The organism is Nonomuraea fuscirosea, from assembly GCF_003001935.1.
In the GTDB taxonomy this organism is placed as follows: domain Bacteria; phylum Actinomycetota; class Actinomycetes; order Streptosporangiales; family Streptosporangiaceae; genus Nonomuraea; species Nonomuraea fuscirosea.
Genome location: NZ_PVNG01000039.1, coordinates 1 through 19,798 on the forward strand (window position 1 = coordinate 1; position 19,798 = coordinate 19,798).

Below are 19,798 nucleotides of genomic sequence, written 5' to 3' on the forward strand. Positions count from 1 at the left end.
ATCATCAACGCACTCCTTGCCGAAGGCCTCGGCGAGGTATCCGTTGTCGTAGAGCCCGTCGATGATCCGGGTGAACTCTCGACGAGCGTCTGACCTGATCACCGAGTGGAGCCCCTGGACGTGTCGCTGCGGCCAGTATGGTCGGGGAGACGACGCCTGTGGCAGTTCGTCGGCACGGTTGATCAGCTCGGCAAACCATTCTCGCTGGCCACCCGCAACTGGACTCCGAGGTGATGATGTGGCTGACGCCCACGGATCAACATCTTGGCGTTCCCTGAGGTTCGCTGCGTCATCGAAGTCAGTTACCGCTGTCGTCCCCAACAACGTCTCCGTCAGAAGCCATTTCGCTCGCTCGCTCCACAATGGACCGCTAGAGCGCGCGATGCGCCCTCCCTCAGCGGCGAACAGCGCTGTCGGCCAAACCAGTTCGTAGGAGCTCAAGTCCACCGCCATGGCGTTCATCCTCCAACATCGTCCGGTTGCTCGGGGGTGAACACAGGGACAGATGGCGCTTCGCAGGCCGGTCGAGCCGGCGCACGCCCGACTGTCCCGGCGCTGGGCGCGCGCTGTGGCGTTGTTTGCCCACGCCGCCCGCCGACCATGCATCTGTGATAACCCGGACACCGAGTTGCCGAAGATCATGAGGGCTGCGGCGCCCGCCGACCTCACTGTCAAGGGCGTCGTCATGGCCCTGGAGGGCTACGGCGACAACGAGTCCCAGGTGGCCGTCACCGACGCCCGCGGGTGCGCTGCGCATCATCGGCGTCCGCTGCCAGGACTGCTGCGTCGAGACCGTTGTCTCCGGGGGAGGACCGGGCCAGTGAGGACGTTCACCGTCACCCGGACGCCCCGGTACGAGGGCTACGACGACCTGCACGGGCCCACCAGCTGGCCCCCGATGAGTTCCTTGTCCTGGCGACAACGCGGAGTGCGGCGGCACCTACTGGTACTCCTACAACCCGGCGGCCTACGCCGGGGGGGAGGAGGACGGCGGCCTGTCCGGCGAGTCGTGGGCATCGTGGGGGCCGCGCGGACTTGTCGTGCGGCCACCCCCCGCGAAGCCGCCGTGCTGTCGAAGGCGGCGGATCCGAAGAGCCGTCCGCTTCCGTCCTGTGTGACGTTGACCGTCACCGTGATGCCGTTGCTCTGGAAGATCTGCCATACACCGCTGGCGTTGAACGCCGGCGCGGTCAAGGCCGTTGCGAAGCGGTTGACGCTGCGGCGGCGGGGGCGGCTAGGGGGCAAGAATGCCTGTCCCCAGGACGATGTAAGCGCGGCTGCGGGAAGGTGCGCACGCATGGGGAGCTCCTTTTGGTGAGAAGGTGTGATGATCAGGTCGTTCAGACTCTCGAAGAGTCGGTGAACGAAGGCTTGGCTCGGAGCCGGACAGCGCTGCCCCTTGCCTGCTCGCCGATACCGAAAGCGGAAGACCTGTTCGGACTCAACTGCGATTTCAGCGCCAGACTCAGGCCCAACCCGAAAACTTGAGGATGGCCGCCACATCTACTCGGCGTGGCATGCATGGGCTGACCGGCCTCACCTGTAAGGTGCGTACCTCCTTCCACGTTTGCCACACGCGCCAAAGGAGCGGATTGTGTCAGTGCTCGTCGCTCGCCACGTCCGATCAGTCGGTCACGTAGAGCGCTGCTTCTGGGCAGGTGCAGGGGTGACCAATGGCGATCAGTGACGCCGACATCTCCAGCGCCGTCTCCGCCTACCTTGGTCGCTACCCGGACGAGGCCGTGCTGCTGGCCGAGCCGATGCGACTGCTATCTGAGGGCGGGGATTTCACCTCGCGGGAGAATTTCCGGATGCACGTGACCGCCGGTGCGCTGCTGGTCCGCGGTGGCGCCGAGGTACTGCTGGTCGATCACCGCGCGTATGGGATCCCGTTGCAGCCCGGAGGCCACCTCGAACCGACTGACACCTCGCTGCTGGACGCAGCTGTACGCGAGCTGGCCGAGGAGACCGGGATCGACCCCGCCCAGGTCGTCCCTGCGTCGCGGACCCCCGTCTACATCGAGTACGGCAGAGTTCCGGCACGACCGCAGAAGGGCGAGCCGGAGCACCACCACCTTGATATCGGGTACGCGTTCGTGACGGATGCGGACATGGGGTTGATCCAGGAGTCTGAGGTGACGGGCGCCGCTTGGTATCCGCTTGCCGAGGCCGAGCGCCTTGTCGGGCATCGCATTGCGCGAGCCGTTCCGGCCCGGATCGGTTAAGGACCCGTCGAGGCTTCTCGTTCGGCCTGGTCGACCGAGCAAGCGAGTCTCGACGGTCGTAGCTGCAGAGGAGTCGGCCGAGGTCTGGTGTCCACTCAGTCGAAGTACGGCTTGACGCTCCGGTCCCGGCTCCGCTTGAGCTCGAAGAAGCCCTCTGTCCCGGCGACCAGGACCAAACCGTCCCACAACCGGCCGGCTGCTTCACCACGAGGGGCCCGCCTGATCACGGGGCCGAACATGGCCGTGCTACCGATGCGGAGAACGGGCGTCCCGACATCGAGCCCGACCTCGTTGAACGCCTCGTCATGGGAATCCCTGATGAGCTGATCGAACTCCTCGCTGTCGGCGGCCGCCGACAGCACATCGGGCAAGCCCACCTCTGCGAGAGCTTCGGCGATGACCGTAGGGTCGTCTCGACGTCTGTGATTGTGGCATCGGGTGCCGATGGCGGTGTATAGCCGTCCGAGAATGCCGCGGCCGGCGTGTTCCGCGGCGGCCGCGCAGACCCGTACGGGACCCCAGGCCCTTTCCATCAGGTCGCGGTATTGCTCGCTGAGCCCTTCGCCCTTGCGCTGGACGAGATTCAGGTCGGCCAGCGACATCAGTCGCCAGTCGGCGCGCACTGGCCGAACCTGTTCGACCTGCAGTAGCCAACGAGAAGTGACCCACGCCCAGGGGCACAGCGGATCGAACCAGAACGGTACTTCCTCGCGGTTCCGCTGTTCTTCGATCATGATGGTTACCGTCCTGTCTCAGATCGGCTCGCTATGCCCCCGCTGGCCAACAGGTGTGGGGCCGAACAATTCGCCTTGGGCGGGCATGTTGCACTTGGCGGTGCGTCCCGCGATCTTCACCAGAGCTGCGAGGTCGCTGAACCCAGCGTTCTCATCCGCGGCGTGGACCAGCCGGATGAACACTTCGGCGGTGACTTCGACGTCGGCGTAGGCCCGGTGGCGATTCGCCGGATGCTTGATGGAGTAATGCGTCAGCAGTGTGTCGAGCCGGTAGTTGGGCAGGCCCGGATAGAGGTATCTGGCCAGCGGAATCGTGTCCAGGAGATCAACGCGGGCCAGCGCCGGGCAGTGCTCACGCTGGTGGTGAATGAGGTTGGCCTCGGTGGCGGCGTGTTGGGCGACCAGCAAATACTGCTTACCCGCGGCGAAGCGTCGATCAAGTGCACTCAGTACCTCCGCAGGGTGGGGTGCTCGGTTCACCTGCTCGGCGGTCAGTCCGGTTTGGGCTGTGACTGCTGGGGTGACCGGGGCGAACGCGGGCGGCCTGATGAGCGAGGAGAACGGCCTGCCGGAGGTCGTCCAGGCGCCGCTTTCGTAGCGGAGTGCGAGGGCGGCGACCTCGATCGGCTGCGCCGGATAGCCCGTGGGGGTCGTGGCCTCGAAGTCGATGACCACGAACGTCGTCGCCGCGAAGGCGGGGTCACCGGTCAAGCCGCCCATGTGTCCACCGTTCTTCCAGGGTGCGTGGTGGTGTCGGCCTGCGTCCACCACATCGACAAGAGCATGCCTGAGCGCTGGTCGTCGGGTGCCGTCATTGACCGATGACATCTGCTACCGCCTGTGTGGCGGCGTGCAGGTCCGGCGCGTTCCAGCGGCGCTCGCCGGTCCAGGTCTCGCTCAGGGACCGGTAGAGGTTCGACATCACCGGCAGGAACTCGGGCGGGAGAGGCGCTGGCCGTGGCCACTCACTTCGTGGCACACCGTCGGCGACCAACTGGAGGGTCGGAATGTCGAGCCCGTTGGCCACATACCAGTTCCGCAGGATCTGCTTGCCGCAGTGCACGCCGTCGTACATCAGGCGGCTTTCGTCGGGTGTGCCGGGGCTGTCGGCCAGCACGATGCGCGCATCGCTCGACACGAGGAACTCGGCCTTGCCGTCGCAGTGGCTCAGCCCGAGCTTGGCGGCATGCTCGGTCAGCACCTCGTTGACCTCGACGGCGGTATCGTGCATCGCCTGGAAGGGCTCATCGCGCAGCCCAGCCAGGAGCTGGGCCTCGGATCTGCTGACGAAGCGGTTGACGTCCTGGAGCATCGTGGCGTACTCGATAAACGGATGCTGCAGCTTCTCTCCCGCCTCGGGGATGCCGTGCAGCCCCACCTCGGCCGGTGTGAGTTCGCCGCTGCCGAGCCGGCGGTGCACAGAGCTTCCTTGCGGGAGTTCGTTGCGGAAGAGGACCTGCACGGGAACGAGGTAGTTACGCTCGCCCGGGGCGAGCGGTCCGGCATCTGGATCCGGGACGCGTGCGAGGTCGAACTCGATCGTGTTCGGGGGGATGAACCGGCGGAAGTGCGTTTGCACGCCCGCCTCCTCCAGCCTGCGGAAGTTGGAGACGGCCATGCGGCAGACCGCCTCCCCCTTGCCGGGGATCAGATCCGGCATCCGACCGTAGTGGAACACCGTGTAGGTATCGGTGTACTCGAAGCGTCCGACTCCCTCGCGGGTTGTCGTGGGAGGTTCGACGATGTGAAGGTTCTTGGTCGAGTGGAGGACAGGCATCGTGCTCCCTTGATGCGACGGCCTATTGCCGTCCTCGGGCGGAATCTGTGCATCGTGGTGTCTGGCGCTGGCCTGCTGTCGTGCGGGCGGGAACCAGGTGGCCCTCGGCCACTGTGATTACGTGCTGGATGCCGGCGGCGCGGGCGGAGGCGACGCCGTCGGGAGCATCATCGACGGCCAGGCAGCGGCCGGGCGGGACGCCGAGGTGTCGGGTGGCCGTCAGGTACAGGTCGGGGGCCGGTTTGCCGTGCGTGACGTCTTCGCGCGTGATGACGGCGGCGAACTCGTGCCTCAGCCCCAGAGCGTCGAGTCCGGGATGGACGAGGACCCGGCTGGCAGTTGAGGCGACGGCGCAGCGCACCCCAGCTTGGCGTGCGGTGTACAGGAGTGCGACGACGCACGCGATGGCGGTGATGTCGTGCATGCTGGCCAGTAGGTGGGCCCGGCTGGCTCGGACTATTTGGTCGTGGGGTAGCGACCGGCCGCCCGGCAGCGCGGCCAGCAGGTCGTGGATGGACAGGCCGACGTGCCGGCGATACCAGTTGTGATCGAGATTGTGGCCGTGCGGCTGCAGCGCCGCTCGTAGCGCCCGCTCGTGGCGGGGCGTCGTGTCGGCGAGGGTTCCGTCGAAGTCAAGGATCAAGGCCTCGAGCCCGTCGGGAATCGCCGGAACACAGCACCTCGCGCATGGCGGGTCCAGCCAGTGTGAGAGACGGGCCACTCCTTTCATGCCGGCGTCACGTCCGCGCGGCGGTCGCAGTAGATGCACCGAGCCCCGGGGCCCTGCCACGGCTCGCACACACAACCCAGGCCGGACCTGGCACTCTGGGTCCAGGCCCGGATGAGACCGGCCGCCTGGTGCTCGTCAACGGTGCGCCGATCGATCACCCGGTAGCGTGCCGGGTCGGTGGAGGCGAGGCGCTCGTACAGCGCGCATGCCTCACCCATGAACCTTGCCTGCTCAGGGATGAGGACGCGCTGGTCACGCTGTTGGGTGCGCGCGATGGCGGCGCGGGCGTCGTCGGTGATGAGGATCGTAAGATCGGGCAGGGGCCGGTAGGAGGACGCGAAATCCAGCAGGGCCTTCGCCGTTTCCAGGGCAGCGCCTGGATTGTCGGGGTGCAGCAGCAGAGCCTGGCACACCGCCGTGGTGTCGACGCTTCGGCCCTCGAAGACGGCACGCCCGCGGGACAGCTCAGCGATGACGGTGTCCAGGTCGTAGCGCTTGATGGCCAGCAGGAGCCAGGTCTCGGCCAGAGGGGTGCCGCCGCGCAGGAACGGGTCTCCTGCGCTGGCCTCCCGCAGGGCGCCGAGCAGCGCTTCGCCGAGGTCGGGGCGCTTGCCGGCCCGTTGGGAGAACCCGTCGAGCAGCAGGGGCTCGGCATCAGGTGCGTTTTCGTCGGGAGCCTGGTCGTCGAGCGCATCGAGGGCGCGGCGGGTGAGATACGTCTTGCCTACTCCGGTGATGCCCTCGACCGCGATCAGCGGGCCGCGGGTGCAGGCATGGCGTACCGGTGTGATCGTCATGTGGGCAGGCTCCGTTCAGAAGTTGGGGCGGCGTCGACAGGGCGTTCCGAGCTGGTTGGCGGGTGCGGAGCGGGGGATGGCGCCGCACGCCGTCCATGCGGCGGCCTCGCGGGCGATGATGGTGGCGTAATGGTCGAGGGCGGCTTCGGTGTCGCGTTCGGTGAGGATGACGGCGAGCGTGCGATCGAGAATCTCCGCGGCACCGCGGCACGGCCGGTCGCTGAAGGTGAACATGGGCCGCCTGTCGCATGGCACGAGCCCGAAGCTCCCGGTGGAGTTCGGCACTCCGTGCTGGGCGAGATGATCGGCGAAGCCCCGAGGGTTTGGCAGGTCGATGTGCAACAGCGCCGCGAAGCCGTTCCACTCCTCGCGCGTCGTGGGGGCGACGGCAGCCAGGCCGGGTACCCGCTTCAGGGCGTGCAGCAGGTGGCGCGTTTGGGCCCGGCGCAGTCCGACCAGGGCGGGGAGGCGGCGGAGATTGGCCAGGGCGATCATGGCGAGGGGGGCGGCCAGGCGGGCGTTGGTGGCCAGGCGGCTCTGTGCGGTCTGGCCAGGGGGTGCCGGCTGCCAGTGGCTGCGGAACGCCGCCGCGTGCTCTGCCACGTCGCGACGTGCAGTGAGCAGGAAGCCGCCCTCGCCGCTCCACAGGATCTTTCCGTCCTTCATGCTGAAGCAGCCGGCGTCGCCGACCGCGCCGGCCCGCTGCCCGTCGCGTTCGGTGCCGGCGGCTTGGGCGGCGTCCTCGATGACGGCGAGCCCATACTCGGCCGCGAACGCCGTCAGAGCCCCCGGGTCTCCCATGCGGCCCCATAGGTGCACTGAGATGATCGCCCGGGTCCTGGCGGTGACCTTGCGGGCCGCGTCGTCATAATCCAGATCTAGGGTTGCCGGATCGCTATCGACGAATACCGGCGTCGCTCCGATGGCGACGAGGGGCGCCACGGTCATGACGACGGTCAGCGCCGGCACGAGCACGTGGTCGCCGGGGCCGATGCCGCAGGCCGACAGGGCAGCGTGCAGGGCAGCGGTGCCGGAGGAGACAGCGATCGCGTGGGAGACACCGAACGCCTCGGCCAACTCGTGTTCGAGCTGCCCGGCGGCAGGGCCGCCACTGGGGTCGGGCATCTGGCCGACCACGGCGGCGAAGTGCTCGGTGAGCAGTTGTGCGCCGTCGGCGATACAGGGAAGCGTCATCGGGCGGCCCCGGAGTTCAGCAGTCGCGGCATGTCCAGGACGAGCGGCCACATGTTGACACAGTCCCTGCTGAACAGTGTGCAGTTCGTGCACGCGGGACGGTCGGTGAACAGGACACGCGCGTCGGCGTCGCGGATGCTGCGTCGGCTCGTGGACGGAGTGGCGGCGATCCGGCGGTCGGATGGGCAGTCCCAGACCGAGCCGTCAGGCTGGATGAAGAACAGACGGGAGCCGCCGAAACAGTCGGGCACGTGCCCGCCGTCCTGAGTGGAGATGGCGTCTATGAAGCGCCGGACGTAGGAGGGGGCCGGCAGCGCCAACCCTCCCGGCTCGTCGTAGAGGCGGCAGAGCTGTTCGGCAACGGCCGGGACGTCTTCGCGGCGGTGGGTCAGTGCGGAGAAGAGCCTGTGATCAGGAGCCAAGGAGATCGGCTGGGGAACGTAGTAGTCCACACCGAGTTGGTTGGCCAGATGGGCCATATCGGTGATCTCCTGCGGGCGTTCTCGCATCACCACGGTGTAGACCCCCACCCGGGGCGTGTGTCGGTCCCCCCGGGCATCCAGCAAGGCGCGGATACCGGCCACGACATCGTGGTAGCCGAAGCGGCCCGACCGCGAGGGGCGTAACCGGTCGTTGACGGTCGCGTCCGCGCTGTCCAGAGACACCGAAACACCGTCGACGCCCAAATCGATCAGCCGCTGGACCACCGGCGGGCGGGTGAGTGGGACGCCGTTGGTGGCGATCACGACCTGACAGCCGGCCTGTTTGATGAGGCCGATCACCTCCAGCGTGGGTAGCCAGTCGAGCGGTTCGCCACCGGCGATGACCACTCGCTCGACCCGCGAACCGGCCAGGGTACGCGCGAACGCTTTGAGTGTCTGGAGCGGCAGGTCGGTGCGCGACAGGTGTGACAGGACGCCGGCTTCGGTGGGCAGACCCTGCTGTTTGTGCTCCTCGATGGTGCCGAAGTAGCAGTGGGGGCAGGTGAACGCGCATGGGGAGCGCAGGCCCCAGAGCAGGGTCGCGTCAGGCGCCCCGAGCATGTCGGGCGGCGAGATCTCATCAGGCGGCACGGTAGCCCTCCTGCTGCTTGGCGAGGTCCTGGACGATCGTGCCGACCACTTCGGCGATGGCCGCGGCCGGCTGCCCGGCGGTGTCGATCACGGTGTAGCGGCCCGGTTCGGCGGCGGCCAGCCCTGCATACAGTGCGTCGGCCTGCTCGATCACGCGCGCGTCCTGAGGAGTCAGTTTCCGTTCGATCCGGTCGGCGAAGCGCCGGATGCACGACTGGAAGTCGCCGGTCAGCAGGATGGTCGCGTCGGGCCGGGGCAGCCACGGCGACATCGTCGAGAGAATGTGCCGGACGACGTGCGCGGGATCGGCGTCGGGAACCTGCTCGCAGAGGATCGCAGCCTGGTAAACGGCGACGGTGTCGACACCGCGGTCCTCGATGACTACCTCGGGCGGTATCGCAAGGTCGGCGAGAAGTTCGGCCTCGCGGATCTTCAGTGCTAGCAGCGCCAAGGTCTCCGCGACCGGGTGCCCGGTGCGCAGACAAACGGGGTCCTGCGCCGCCAGGACGGAGATCACCCGTCCGGTCAGCGTGTTGTCGACCTGGTCGGTGATCTCGTCCAGCAGCAGGCATCGCTCACCGAGGCGGGCGGCGACCGCGCGGGCCGCCGTGGTCTTGCCGACACCGTTGATGCCTTCGATGGTCACCCACAGCGGCCGGGCTGGGGTCTTCTGCCGGAGTGACGCGGAAACGGCGGCGTTCATGCGGGTCTCCGGCACACGTACAGCAGCTCGGTCGCCGTCTTCGGCGCCGACACCGCCGAGACCGTGTCCAGTAGCGCCGCGGGGACGCGCTCGGCGAGGTCGCGGTACCAGTCGGCCGCAGCCGGCCCGTACCGTTCGGCGAGTTCGCCGGCGACCACGTCCGGTTCGGGCGGGAGCAGGCCCAGCACATCCTCGATGACCAGCCCGGCCTCGCCGACGACCTGCTCGACCTCCTCCCGTGACCACTCGAAGACGTGGACGCGGTACTGCAGAGGCCGCGGGCGCGGGCCGAACCCTCGCGGCGTGGACAGGTACAGCACTCCGCCGGGGGCGAGCGCCTGCGCTGTGCTGGTCAGGCTGCGCGCGCCGAGGTCGAAGGGCAGGTGTTCCAGCGCGGAGGTGTACAGCGCCACGTCGAAGGCGGGCAGGTGCGGCCAGGGCCCGGCCACATCGCATTCGACGAGGTCGATGGGGAAGAACTCTCCGTACGTTTCACGTACGAACGCGATCCGTTCGCGTGCCTCGTTGAGGTTGTCGGGGCTGATGTCCAGCCCGACGTACCGTCCGATCTGCGGCGCGTACCGGTGCAGCAGCGGCAGCGCCAGCCCGCGCCCGCAGCACACGTCCAGCACCGTCGCGCCCGGCGTGCACCGCTCGGCGACGATGAGGTGCTGCATCAGGTTCATCAGCCCTGACGGCTTGGCCTCCCCGTGGTGCAGCGCCGCGTAGAAGTCGTCCATCTGATTGACGCTGTACGGGCCGATCATGGGGGTCCCGGGCCGGGTGCGGAACTGCTCGGGAAGCTGATCAGTGCTGGTGTTCATGGTTGCCCTCCCAAGGGAATACCGTCCACCCGTGGGTGGACGTGCCGATGTAGGTGACGGTCGCCTTGGCCGGAAGGTGGCCGGTCCAGTTGTTCTCGTTCACCACGCACACGGCGGTCCGCACCCGCCCGGCTCCGGCGTCGGTGGCCAGCCGTGTCGCGGCAACGAGGGTGTCGCCGGTTCCGGCGACGTCGTCCACGATGAGGACGTCCCGGCCGGTGAGGTCGCCCAGTGAGGCCGGGTTGACGACCAGGGGCCGCGGTGTCTTGGCGGCGTTGGTGCTGTCGTCGGTCGTGTGGGTGACCTCGATCGTGCGGACGTCTCGCAGCGGGAGGTGGTGGGAGAGACAGACAGCCGGAATAGCTCCACCGCGCAGGACCGCCACCAAGGTCTGGGGTGCGCCCTCGTTCCTGATCGCCTCGGCGATACGGCTGATCAGCTCTTCCACCCCTGGCCACGTCAGGTAGGTGACCGCGTGCCAGTCGCTCCCTCGCGTCGTCGGCAGAATCGTGGCGGCGAACCGCCCGGGGTCGATCGGCATCAGGTCGTCCTCCCGCTGGTGGTGAGGGTGAGGAACTGCTGGGAGAGCAGTGGGTCGGTCCTGAACCGGCCGGCGGCGTGGACGGTCGATGTGCGGGCGCTTTCCATCCGGACGCCGCGCATGCTCATGCACAGGTGCACGCCGTGCACCGTGACGGCCACGTCGTGGCTGCCGACGGCCGTGGCTACCTCGTCGGCGAGCTGACGGGTGAAGCGTTCCTGCATCTGGAGCCGCCCGGCGTAACGCTGCGCGATCCGGCCGAACTTCGACAGCCCCAGGACGGTGCCGTCGGTGAGGTAGCCGACATGGGCGTCCAACTGCATCGGCAGTAGGTGGTGCTCACACAGGGACCACACGTTCAGTCCGCCGACCACGACGAGCTGATCGCTGGCGTGGGTGTCAGCGAAGCGGGTCGCCATCGCCGAGGGGTCCGGCGAAAGGAAGCTGCGCCACCAGGACGCGACGCGAGCCGGCGTGTCGAGCAGCCCCTCGCGCTGGGGGTCCTCGCCAAGAGCGATGAGCAGTTCGCGGATGAGCCCGGCCACGAGCGGCGTGTTCACCGGCGAGCCTGGCACATCCTCGGGCGACTGTGACTCGGCGCGGCTGAACTGCGCCGTCTCAGGGGGTCGTACGGCTTCGGTGGTCATGGTCCTTCCTCGTTTTCAGCGGAGGCGGGAGGTGATGGCTGTCATCGGCCACGTTCGTCACCCCACAGCAGGACGTGCAGGCGCAGGGACAGCGACCAGCCGCGGGCGATGACCGCTTCCGACAGCAGCTGGGCGCGGCTCAGTACGTGATCGGCGGTGACGCCTTCAGGCATCACCCACACCTGCTTCATCGCGAAACGCTCGGCGAGTTCGGCGATCTCGTCCAGGTCGTCCAGGCAGCACGCGACGAACTTGAACACTGCCTGCCCGCTGGACGACAGTGCTTCCAATGCGGCGGGCTTGATGCGCCGCTTGCGCGGAACGTTCGCGTTGCCCAGTTTCGGGGAGACGTTGAAGCGCAGCCCGTCCACCAGCAGCGCTGGATCGGGAGCAATGGTGCCGTTGGTCTCGATCTCCAGATGGCGGCCGGCCCGGAGCAGCGGCTCGGCCAGTGGGGCGAGGTGCCGTTGTTGTAGCAGCGGCTCTCCACCCGTGATGACGATCAGTGGCACAGGGCGGTTCAGCGCCCATGCGACCAGGTCGGCGACGGGGACGCGCTCGCGGTGCTCCCGCAGGTTGAACCGTGTGGGGTCCCACGTGTACGGGGTGTCGCACCAGCTGCATGACAAGTTGCAGCGCGACAGCCGGACGAACAGCGCGTTCATGCCGGTGCTGGGCCCCTCGCCCTGCAACGTCGGGCCGAAGCGCTCGGAGATCAGCAGCGTCGCGTCGTGAGGCGGGACGGACACCTCGGTGGCGCTCATGGGGCATTTCCGAGCGTGCAGCGCGCCCACGTTTTCGAGGTCTCGCTTACGGTGACAGCGGCCAGGCGCCCGGGAATGCCGGGCTGCACGTTGTCGAGGAACCACCTGGCGAGATGGAGAGCCAAGAGTTCGGAGGTCGGCTCGACCGTGAGCACCTCGTTCAGGTCGCAATGGTCGAAGTGCTCGGCGAGGTAGGCGGCGAACGGAGCCAGGTCCCCGAAATCCGTGATGAATCCCGGCCCGACGAGCTCAGTAGAGGTGAGCTCGACGGTCACCTGGTAGCTGTGGCCGTGCCGACGGCCGCACTTATGCCCATCAGGCAGTCCGTTCAGGCGGTGGGCCGCCTCAAAGGTGAAGGTCTTGCCGATGGTGAGGGCGGCGCCGCGCAGGTCACGAAGATCAGGGTGGGACCCGACACGAGCCGGACAGGGGCGGGGCGAGGTCATCGTGATCTCCGTTCTGCCGGCCGAATCACGGGGGATGACGACGTGCTGCGGCACGGGCTGTGGCCGTGGGGTGAGGGTCTGACGAAAACCGCTGCTTTCGTTGACCTCTGGGCTTACGCTCCGATCAACTCCCTGTAACGCATTGTCATGGGATTGAAAGCGACCGCCTAGAGGATCGCTGTGGCAGCCTTGTGGCATGCCACAGGCCGCGACACCGCGGAGGAGCTGGTCAACGTGCCTGAGCAGGCAGATGAGCGGCGCGCGGGTGTAGCGCGCCTGATGGGGCAGGTCCTGCGGCAACAGCGCGCGGAGGCCGGCCTGTCGCTTCGCGAGACCGCCACGCTCGCTCGCTACGACTTCGGCTGGCTGGGCCGCGCCGAAAGGGGCGAGTACCTCCTTCCCGAGAACCACGCCGCGGTGCTGGACGCCTTGTTCGGCACCGGGGGACTTCTGGTGGAGCTGCGGCGGGCGGCCAATATCGGGCACACATCGCATTTGTCGGCGAGGCTGGCTGGCGCCACCAGCGGACAGGAGGTCATGCTGGTGCTTCAGGTGCAGGGAAGGAGTGTCCCGGTGACTCTGTCGCGACGCGAGTTCGGCCGTCTGCTCGCCGCCGGCGTGCTCTCGTCCGCGATGCCGGGGCTGGCAGACGCCGATCAGGTGGACCGAGTGGCACAGGCGATCAACGCTCCCGCACGCGTCGACACCGAAGTGATCGCGTATTTCCGGCGCGTGCTGGCGGAGCACTATGCGGCCGACAAGATGCTCGGCCCGCGCAGTCTTCTCAATCCGGTCCTGGCGCAGATCGACGTGCTGGACGAACTGCGGCGCGGTGCCGCAGGGGCGCACGCCGAGCCGCTGCTGCAGGTGCTGTCCCACTATGGCGAAATGGCCGGATGGCTGTACCAAGATCTGGGTCAACTGGAACCCGCCACTCAGTGGACGCGCCGGGCAGCGGAGTGGGCGCAATGCGCCAGCGACGCCAACATGGCCGCGTACGCGCTGGTGCGCCAATCCAACATCGCCGCTTTGAGCGGCGACTACGCCGGTGTCGTTCAGCTGGCTGAGGCCGCTCGCCGGAACCCGGCAGGGGTGGAGCCGAAGCTGCTGGCGCTGGCCGCACAGCAGCAGGCGCGCGGCCTGGTCATGCTCGGCCAGACGGACGCGTGCTTCACGCTGCTGGAGGACGCCGGCGAAGCGTTGAAAGACCATCCGCAGGTACGCCAGCCGGACGTGCCGGTGTACCTGCATCACTACGACCTGGCGACCCTGTGCGAGCAGAGCGCTGTCTGCTACCGGGCCGCCGGCCAGGTAGCTACGGCGGCCGCCATCCTTCAGGAGCAGATCGCCGCCACTCCCGCTCATCTCGTCCGTGATCGCGGCCACCTCACGGCGAAGCTGGCCGTAGCCCTCGCGACTACCGACCCCGCGCGGGCGGCGACGCTGGGGCTGGAGACGATCGCCACGGCTAAGCAGACCGGCTCGGCACGGATCTGGCGGGAACTGCGCACGCTGGACGGTGATCTTGCCCGGAGGTGGCCGGGTCATTCCGTAGCGGCGACGTTCCATGACGCTCTTGCCAGCCGGTGAACCTGCCGCTACGGGCGTTAGGTCTCGGGCCGATGCACGGCGACGCTGCCGTGCCGCTGGCGCGGCAGCCCATCCTGTCGCGGCTCCCATCCAGGTGGTGTGGAGGCCGGGACGGCGATGAGGACGGGCACGCCCAGCGGCGCAGAGGCGTGCAGGTTGAGTGACTTCGCCGCGAGCCCTGGTCATGTTGTCATCCCCAGTTGACGGTGAGCCGAGTGTTGGGCCGGTCGAGTTCGGGTGATGGGCAACTAGTAGATGGTCGCTGGTGGCGCTGCGTCACGTTGCTGAATGACGCCCCGGGCGTGGCGTTGAGCTTGATCGGCCTGCTCCAACTGATGCGGGCGAAAGTCATGTCGATTGCGCTTCCGGTGGGGCTACGTCGGACCCTGGCCGTCTGACTCGGTGCCGATGTTCAGCGCGGTGATGCTCAACGAGGGCGGTGTAGATGGTGAGAGCGTGACGGTAGAGGCCGCGTCCGGTCTCCTCGTAGCTGCCGCCAGCGATCGGGCGTAGGACGAAGAAGCGTCCGCCCTCGCACGCGAATTCATAGCGGCCGCAGCATGAGGTGTGCGTGATCCGAAGCGCGCTGCCGATCGGTGTGTACGGCACCCACTCGAATACGGGCTCCTGTGGGTCCGGCTCAGCCGTCTGCGGTCGGCGGGCTCTGATCATCGTCTGCTCTTCTCGGGAGGGATCTGACTATCCGTGCGGCCGGGCAGGTTGGTCGTGGGCCCAGCGCGGTGCCTCTCGTACCGGCCCTACGCCCGGTCGCTGTCGGTCAGGGCGGAGGAGAACTTGTGGACGTAGGCGCAGGCGCGTATCCGTATCGCCTTGGGCGGATGCATGAGCAGCAGCGTGAGCAGGAGGGGGCGCTGCCACCAGCGCAGCGCGGCCGCGCGTCGGCGGCGGACCGGCCGGGTCAAGGCCCAGTACCCGGGTGCGCCGTTGCCGTGGATGGCGGCGGCGGCCGTGTCGCAGGCTAGCTCGAGCGCCCAGCTGACCGCGACGTGCAGGAGCAGCACTCCGGCGAGGCCGGCCAGTACGGTCAGTCCAGGTGAGAAGATCCCGGTGAGCATGGCGACGTCGGCGAGGATGGTCATTCTGATCCAGTGCGCCGCCATATGAGTACGCCTGAGATGAGCGCGCTCATGCGCCAGGACGAAGCGCAACGATTCCAGGTTGGCGGGCTGCATGAGCTGGTCTCCGATGAGAAGTATGACGTGCCGGGTGCCGGCCAGCGGCAGCGTGCCCGCCGACCACCGCATCACGCAGGTGCACGCGTCCTCCGGGTGGCCGCAACAGCACCTGGCTGGGTAAACGCGGAGATCGTAGCCGCGGTGCCGGGCCGCCGTGCGCGACTGGGCCACGGCATCGGCAACGTCGGGCACCACCGAGAGAAGGTCCTGCTCGTAGGAGGCCTCGCTGTCCCAGTCGATGGTGGGGGACCGCTTGATCCGGCTCTTCTTGATCGCCCAGCCGATCTGGGAGAGCAGGACGAGGCCGGCCCAGCATGCCAGCGCGATCAGCTGGCCGGCCAGGGCGCTCAGTCCGAAGCCGACGGCTATGGACAGCATGGGCATCACGAAGGGGCCGCTCTGGGATGAGAGGCTGTTGGCCCTGGCGGTGAGTTCTTCGCCCAGTTCGTGGAACGTCTTCTGCTGGGGCCTGGAAGCGGGACGGGTACGGATGGCGGGCATGGACAGGACTCCGTGAGGCGAGTAGAGGACAGGGGTCAGGTGTGGCCGTGGGCTGGCGCGACCTGGCGTGATCGCAGCAGGTGGCGTTGGAGCCGCAGGAATGCGGTGTTGGCGGTGATGCCGGCGGTGCCGAGCAAGACGATCACTGCCCACATGGCGGGGATGTCCAGGGTGCCGGCGGCTTGCTGGAGCCGATAGCCGAGTCCGTCGGTGCTGGCGGCCAGTTCGGACACCACCATCATGATCAGGGCGAGGGAGACGCTCAGCCGTAGGCCGGCCAGGATTCTGGGGGCGGCGGCGGGGATGAGCACCGACAGCAGTCGCCGACGGCGTTGGAGCCGGAAGACCGTGGCGGTGTCGAGGAAGGCGCGGTCGATGCTGCGGATGCCGTCTGCGGTGGTGATCAGGATGGGCCAGGTGACGGCGTAGATGATGGTGGCGAGCTGGATGGGGGTGCCGATAGGAATCGTGGCCAGGAAGAGGGGCAGGAGCGCGGGTGGTGGAATGGCACGGCCGATGTGCAGGATCGGGTTGGTGAGGGCGGCCAGAACGGGGGAGAGGCCGAGTGCGATTCCGGCGGTCAGGCCGAGGGCGGCGGCCAGGGTCCAGCCGAGCGCGAGGCGGGTCAGGCTGGGCAGCAGATCTTCAATCGCCTGGTCGGTAAGGAAGGCTGCGCCGGCGAACCATAGGTCGTAGGCGCGGGCGATGACCGTGCTGGGTGGTGGGAAGTAGAGCAGGTGGTGGATGCGGGTGATCACCTCCCAGGCGATCAGCGCGGCCGTTGCGGCCAGGGCGGGCAGCGCGCGGGCCCAAGGACGCTCGGGGCGCAGGAGGCGGTATCGGTGTGGGGTCATCGGGGCTGTGCTCCGGTGGTGTGCCGGTGCCAGGTGAAGAGCCGGTGTTCGCCGGCGGCGCACAGCTCAGTAGCGGCTAGGGCGAGGAGTCCTGCGACAACGGTGGCGGCCAGGGCATGGGCGGGGCGGTCGAAGCTGTAGGCGTTGACGATGTAGGTGCCGATGCCGGGTGTGGCGCCGGTGATGACCTCCACGCTGACCGACACGATCAACGCGACGGGGATGGCCAGGCGTACGCCGGTGGCGATGTGGGGTGCGGTGCTCGGCAGGCAGGCGCGCCATGCGATGGCGAGCGGGCCGAAGCCGTAGGCGCGCAGCGTGTCCTTGAGCAGCGGTTCGACCTCCAGCATCCCGTACAGGGTGGTGATCAGGATCGGCCAGGAGCAGCTGTAGACGATCAGCGCGGCCTTGGCGGCGCTCGGATCACCGAGCAGGGACAGCGCTAGGGGGATGAGTACCAGTGACGGGACTGAGCGGAGGAACTCGATGATGGGCCGTAGCGCCTGTTCGATGCCGGGCAGCGCGCCCAGGAGCAGTCCCATCGTGACGGCCAGCCCGAAGGCGGCGGCCAGGCCGGCAGTGCAGGCGTGCAGGGTGGCGTAGGCATACGCGGCGAATTCGCCGTCGCTCCACAGGCCGGCTGCGGCGGCCACCACGCTGGAGGGGGCGGGCAACAGGCGAGGACCGGGCGGGCCGAGACGGTGAGCCAGTTCAGCGGTCACGCCGAGCAGGGCCGGCCCGGCTGCACCGAGTAGGGCGCGGCGCTGCCACGTCAGTGTGCTCACGGACTCTCCACGAAAGGCGTCGGGGTAGCTGGAAGAGGGGGCGGGCGAATCGGGTGCGGAGTGGGTGTGGCCGATCGCCCGCCCCCGCAGGGGGATGGCTGGAGGGGCTAGTCGCTGCCGGTTATGGCGATCATGAGGGTGAAGCCGCCGGGCAGAGATTCGTCGCCGATGAGGGTGAGCCCTGCTTGCGTCAGCAGCTCTTGGTATTGCGGCAGGGTGCGTTCCCGGCCGCCGGCGAACAGGGTCATCATTCGTAGGTCCAGGTCGATGCCGCTGGTGTGGATGCCGGGTCCGGGCAGCAGCGTCTCGACCAACCACAGCTCGGCGTCCGGCCCGCCTTTCTCCAGTGCCTGGCGGGCGTTGGACAGAAACCGCAGGTTGGAGGCGTCGTCCCAGTTGTGCAGGACGGAAGCGGCGATGACGACGTCCGCGGGTGGGCAGGTGTCGGCGAAGATGTCGTCCGCGATGACGTCGACTCTTCCGGCCAGGCCCCGCTCGGCGAAACGGGTGGCCGCCCGCGCGGCCACGTCGGTGCGCTCGATGAGGATCCCGGTCAGACGCTGGTCGCCGGCCAGGATGGTGGACAGCAGGGTGCCGTCGCCGCCGCCGAGGTCGGCGACGCGGGTGCCGGAGAAGTCGCGGGCGGCCAGCGCGGTGGCCAGACCGATGGTGCGGCTGCTCATGAACGTGGCGAACATGCCGGCCAGGCCGGGGTCGGCGGCCACCAGCGGGTACGGGGTTGCCTCGCCGTTCAGGGCGTGAGGACGTCCAGTACAGATGGTGGCAGCCAGGCTGGCGCCCGCCCGCTGCCACAGCGGCGAGGTGATCACACCGAGAGCGGCCCACATCGCGGCGCCGGGGCGCAGGTCCTGGCCGAGCGGGGTCAGCCCGTAGCGGCCACGCTCGTCGGTGGTCATCACGCCGTAGGCGTGCATGGCGTGCAGGAAGCGGTCCATCATCTGCGGATCGGCCTGGCAGACCTTGGCCAGGTCGTCGCTGGTGCGGAATTCGTCGTCGTCCAGGGTGTCGGCGATGCCGAGACTCACGAAGGACTGCAACGCCTTCAGCCATATGTCAGCGCCGGTCATCTGCTGGATGGCTTTCTGCGTTGTGATGGCCTGCTGCCGGGCGGCGAACGGGCCGTTGTCGATCTCGCCGGCGGCGGTGGCCCCTTCTACCGGCGGTGCGGGCATGTCGCGGTCGTCGGCGCTCATGGAGTGACTCCGGGGGAAGAGAAGGGGAAGGTAGAGGCCGAGCCAGGAGCCTGCCAGAGGAGATCGGTCACATCGATCGGCTTGGTGAGGTACTTGTCCGCTTCCGCTTTGCCTTTGCTGGCCTCGAGCATCGCGTCGGCGACGCGTTGCAGGCGGGTGGGGTTGAGTGTGGTCGGGAACGAGCCGAGTTTGATCGCCCCTACCAGCTTGTCGTCGATTCCCAGCGCGTAACTGGGAAGGATCTTCCTCACCGTGCTGTCGTCCTGGGCAGCCAATTCCTGCCCGCGAGCCAGAGCACGTTGGAAGCGCACGACGAGGTCGGGATGCGCGTCGGCCCACTTCGTGGAGACCGCCCAGCCGGCGATCGGCCACTGGCTGGTGCCTGCCGTGGCGACGTCGGCCAGCACACGAGCGCCGTACTTGGTCTTGTAGAGCGTGATGCCCGGTTCGGTCATCCACCCCATGTCCACACGGCCGGCTTGGACCGCCGCGGCCATCTGCGGCAGTGGAACCTGCACGAATTTGATGTCGTCCGCGGTGACTCCGGCGATGCGCAGGGTGCTTTCCGCCGTGAGGGTGGAGACGCTCTTGAAGGTGCCCACCCCGATGGTCTTCTTCTTGCCGGTGCCGTTCCACTTCAGATCCGCCAGGCTCTGGATGGGGGAGTCCCGGCGAACCATCAGCAGGAAGCATTCGTTTTCAGCTTGATAGGCGTCTGCAATGAGGCGGGCCAGGCCCGGCTGCCGGTCCTCCACCGCGTACCCGGTGACGTAGTTCCACAGGGCTACATGGGTGTCACCGCTTGCCAGGCCCGGAACCGCGTCAGCGCTGCCGCGGATCTCAGTCCATCGGATCTTCAGGCCTTCGGTCGCGAAGAACCCGCAGTGCTCGGCCAGCTTCGCCGGCGCGACATCCGGTATGGAGATGATGGCCACCTGGAGGCTGACGGGCTCCCTGGCCGCGTCCGTGGTCGCCGATGATGCGGGTGCGGTGTTCGGGCCGCAGATACCTGTCGAGCGAGGCGCTGTGATGCTGCTCGGCGGCGCGCAGCCGATCGCGATCACGCATAGCGCCGATAATGTAACTGATAGTAGTCGTTTCATGGAATTCCAAACAGAAGCGGGATAAAGGGCGTGATGCGCAGGAGGGCGCGGCCGTGGCTCGATCTCACGCCTGTGCTGATCAGTCGAGCGGCGACGCCGA

General features: G+C 68.1%; 20 protein-coding genes and 1 pseudogene. 2 read left to right on the forward strand and 19 right to left on the reverse strand.

What is annotated here, in order from left to right; all coding sequences use genetic code 11:
• Nucleotides 1–462: pseudogene (locus tag B0I32_RS59325) on the reverse strand (hypothetical protein); the annotation flags it as partial.
• Between the two features lie 1,211 nt (nucleotides 463–1,673).
• Between B0I32_RS59325 and B0I32_RS52725 the strand changes: the two are divergent.
• Nucleotides 1,674–2,225, forward strand: a complete 552-nt coding sequence (locus B0I32_RS52725; RefSeq protein WP_106252739.1) for an NUDIX hydrolase — start codon at nucleotides 1,674–1,676, stop codon at nucleotides 2,223–2,225.
• Between the two features lie 95 nt (nucleotides 2,226–2,320).
• On the opposite strand, the gene B0I32_RS52730 is transcribed toward B0I32_RS52725, so the two are convergent.
• The 13 genes from B0I32_RS52730 to B0I32_RS52790 all read right to left on the reverse strand — a co-directional run bounded on the left by B0I32_RS52730 (nucleotide 2,321) and on the right by B0I32_RS52790 (nucleotide 12,455).
• Nucleotides 2,321–2,959 carry a mycothiol-dependent nitroreductase Rv2466c family protein gene (locus B0I32_RS52730; protein ID WP_106252741.1) on the reverse strand — a complete coding sequence of 213 codons (639 nt, stop codon included), beginning with the start codon at nucleotides 2,957–2,959 and terminating at the stop codon, nucleotides 2,321–2,323.
• Nucleotides 2,960–2,977: 18 nt separating this feature from the next.
• The gene (locus tag B0I32_RS52735; RefSeq protein WP_106252743.1) at nucleotides 2,978–3,679 is read right to left on the reverse strand and encodes a 3'-5' exonuclease; all 702 of its coding nucleotides are present in this window, start codon (nucleotides 3,677–3,679) and stop codon (nucleotides 2,978–2,980) included.
• A gap of 91 nt (nucleotides 3,680–3,770) precedes the next feature.
• Nucleotides 3,771–4,736 carry a phosphoribosylaminoimidazolesuccinocarboxamide synthase gene (locus B0I32_RS52740; RefSeq protein ID WP_106252745.1) on the reverse strand — a complete coding sequence of 322 codons (966 nt, stop codon included), beginning with the start codon at nucleotides 4,734–4,736 and terminating at the stop codon, nucleotides 3,771–3,773.
• Between the two features lie 22 nt (nucleotides 4,737–4,758).
• Nucleotides 4,759–5,379, reverse strand: coding sequence for an HAD family hydrolase (locus B0I32_RS52745; protein WP_245956688.1), 621 nt, complete (start codon nucleotides 5,377–5,379; stop codon nucleotides 4,759–4,761).
• 83 nt (nucleotides 5,380–5,462) lie between these two features.
• Nucleotides 5,463–6,263, reverse strand: coding sequence for a nucleoside/nucleotide kinase family protein (locus B0I32_RS52750; protein ID WP_106252749.1), 801 nt, complete (start codon nucleotides 6,261–6,263; stop codon nucleotides 5,463–5,465).
• A 15-nt stretch (nucleotides 6,264–6,278) separates the two neighbouring features.
• A complete protein-coding gene (locus tag B0I32_RS52755) occupies nucleotides 6,279–7,550 on the reverse strand; it encodes a DegT/DnrJ/EryC1/StrS family aminotransferase (RefSeq protein WP_245956689.1) in 1,272 nt (423 codons plus the stop codon).
• Nucleotides 7,454–8,530, reverse strand: coding sequence for a radical SAM protein (locus B0I32_RS52760; RefSeq protein WP_245956690.1), 1,077 nt, complete (start codon nucleotides 8,528–8,530; stop codon nucleotides 7,454–7,456). The genes B0I32_RS52755 and B0I32_RS52760 overlap by 97 nt, the downstream gene beginning before the upstream one ends.
• Complete coding sequence (locus B0I32_RS52765) at nucleotides 8,520–9,233, reverse strand: thymidylate kinase (protein ID WP_219912484.1); 714 nt, start codon at nucleotides 9,231–9,233, stop codon at nucleotides 8,520–8,522. The genes B0I32_RS52760 and B0I32_RS52765 overlap by 11 nt, the downstream gene beginning before the upstream one ends.
• Entirely contained in the window at nucleotides 9,230–10,057 is an 828-nt protein-coding gene (locus tag B0I32_RS52770; RefSeq protein WP_106252753.1) for a class I SAM-dependent methyltransferase, read from the reverse strand. Before B0I32_RS52770 ends, B0I32_RS52765 begins: the two co-directional genes overlap by 4 nt.
• Nucleotides 10,041–10,598, reverse strand: coding sequence for a phosphoribosyltransferase (locus B0I32_RS52775; RefSeq protein ID WP_106252755.1), 558 nt, complete (start codon nucleotides 10,596–10,598; stop codon nucleotides 10,041–10,043). Before B0I32_RS52775 ends, B0I32_RS52770 begins: the two co-directional genes overlap by 17 nt.
• Nucleotides 10,598–11,245 carry a GTP cyclohydrolase I gene (folE, locus tag B0I32_RS52780; protein WP_106252757.1) on the reverse strand — a complete coding sequence of 216 codons (648 nt, stop codon included), beginning with the start codon at nucleotides 11,243–11,245 and terminating at the stop codon, nucleotides 10,598–10,600. Before folE ends, B0I32_RS52775 begins: the two co-directional genes overlap by 1 nt.
• Nucleotides 11,246–11,286: 41 nt before the next feature.
• Nucleotides 11,287–12,009: a 7-carboxy-7-deazaguanine synthase QueE gene (locus tag B0I32_RS52785; protein WP_106252758.1), complete on the reverse strand. Its 723-nt coding sequence runs from the start codon at nucleotides 12,007–12,009 to the stop codon at nucleotides 11,287–11,289.
• A complete protein-coding gene (locus tag B0I32_RS52790; protein WP_106252760.1) occupies nucleotides 12,006–12,455 on the reverse strand; it encodes a 6-pyruvoyl trahydropterin synthase family protein in 450 nt (149 codons plus the stop codon). Before B0I32_RS52790 ends, B0I32_RS52785 begins: the two co-directional genes overlap by 4 nt.
• A gap of 180 nt (nucleotides 12,456–12,635) precedes the next feature.
• Between B0I32_RS52790 and B0I32_RS52795 the strand changes: the two genes are divergently transcribed.
• Nucleotides 12,636–14,045, forward strand: coding sequence for an NsdA family TPR-like regulatory protein (locus B0I32_RS52795; RefSeq protein ID WP_219912485.1), 1,410 nt, complete (start codon nucleotides 12,636–12,638; stop codon nucleotides 14,043–14,045).
• Nucleotides 14,046–14,803: 758 nt separating this feature from the next.
• On the opposite strand, the gene B0I32_RS52800 is transcribed toward B0I32_RS52795, so the two are convergent.
• From B0I32_RS52800 to B0I32_RS52820, 5 genes are all read right to left on the reverse strand, one after another.
• On the reverse strand, nucleotides 14,804–15,742 hold the full coding sequence (locus tag B0I32_RS52800) for a M48 family metalloprotease (RefSeq protein ID WP_106252761.1): 939 nt from the start codon (nucleotides 15,740–15,742) through the stop codon (nucleotides 14,804–14,806).
• Nucleotides 15,743–15,777: 35 nt separating this feature from the next.
• Nucleotides 15,778–16,596 carry an ABC transporter permease gene (locus tag B0I32_RS52805; RefSeq protein ID WP_106252763.1) on the reverse strand — a complete coding sequence of 273 codons (819 nt, stop codon included), beginning with the start codon at nucleotides 16,594–16,596 and terminating at the stop codon, nucleotides 15,778–15,780.
• The gene (locus B0I32_RS52810; protein WP_146178654.1) at nucleotides 16,593–17,381 is read right to left on the reverse strand and encodes an ABC transporter permease; all 789 of its coding nucleotides are present in this window, start codon (nucleotides 17,379–17,381) and stop codon (nucleotides 16,593–16,595) included. The genes B0I32_RS52805 and B0I32_RS52810 overlap by 4 nt, the downstream gene beginning before the upstream one ends.
• A gap of 107 nt (nucleotides 17,382–17,488) precedes the next feature.
• Nucleotides 17,489–18,595 carry a methyltransferase gene (locus B0I32_RS52815; RefSeq protein ID WP_106252766.1) on the reverse strand — a complete coding sequence of 369 codons (1,107 nt, stop codon included), beginning with the start codon at nucleotides 18,593–18,595 and terminating at the stop codon, nucleotides 17,489–17,491.
• Nucleotides 18,592–19,659, reverse strand: a complete 1,068-nt coding sequence (locus B0I32_RS52820; protein WP_181308773.1) for an ABC transporter substrate-binding protein — start codon at nucleotides 19,657–19,659, stop codon at nucleotides 18,592–18,594. Before B0I32_RS52820 ends, B0I32_RS52815 begins: the two co-directional genes overlap by 4 nt.
• Nucleotides 19,660–19,798: the final 139 nt, after the last annotated feature.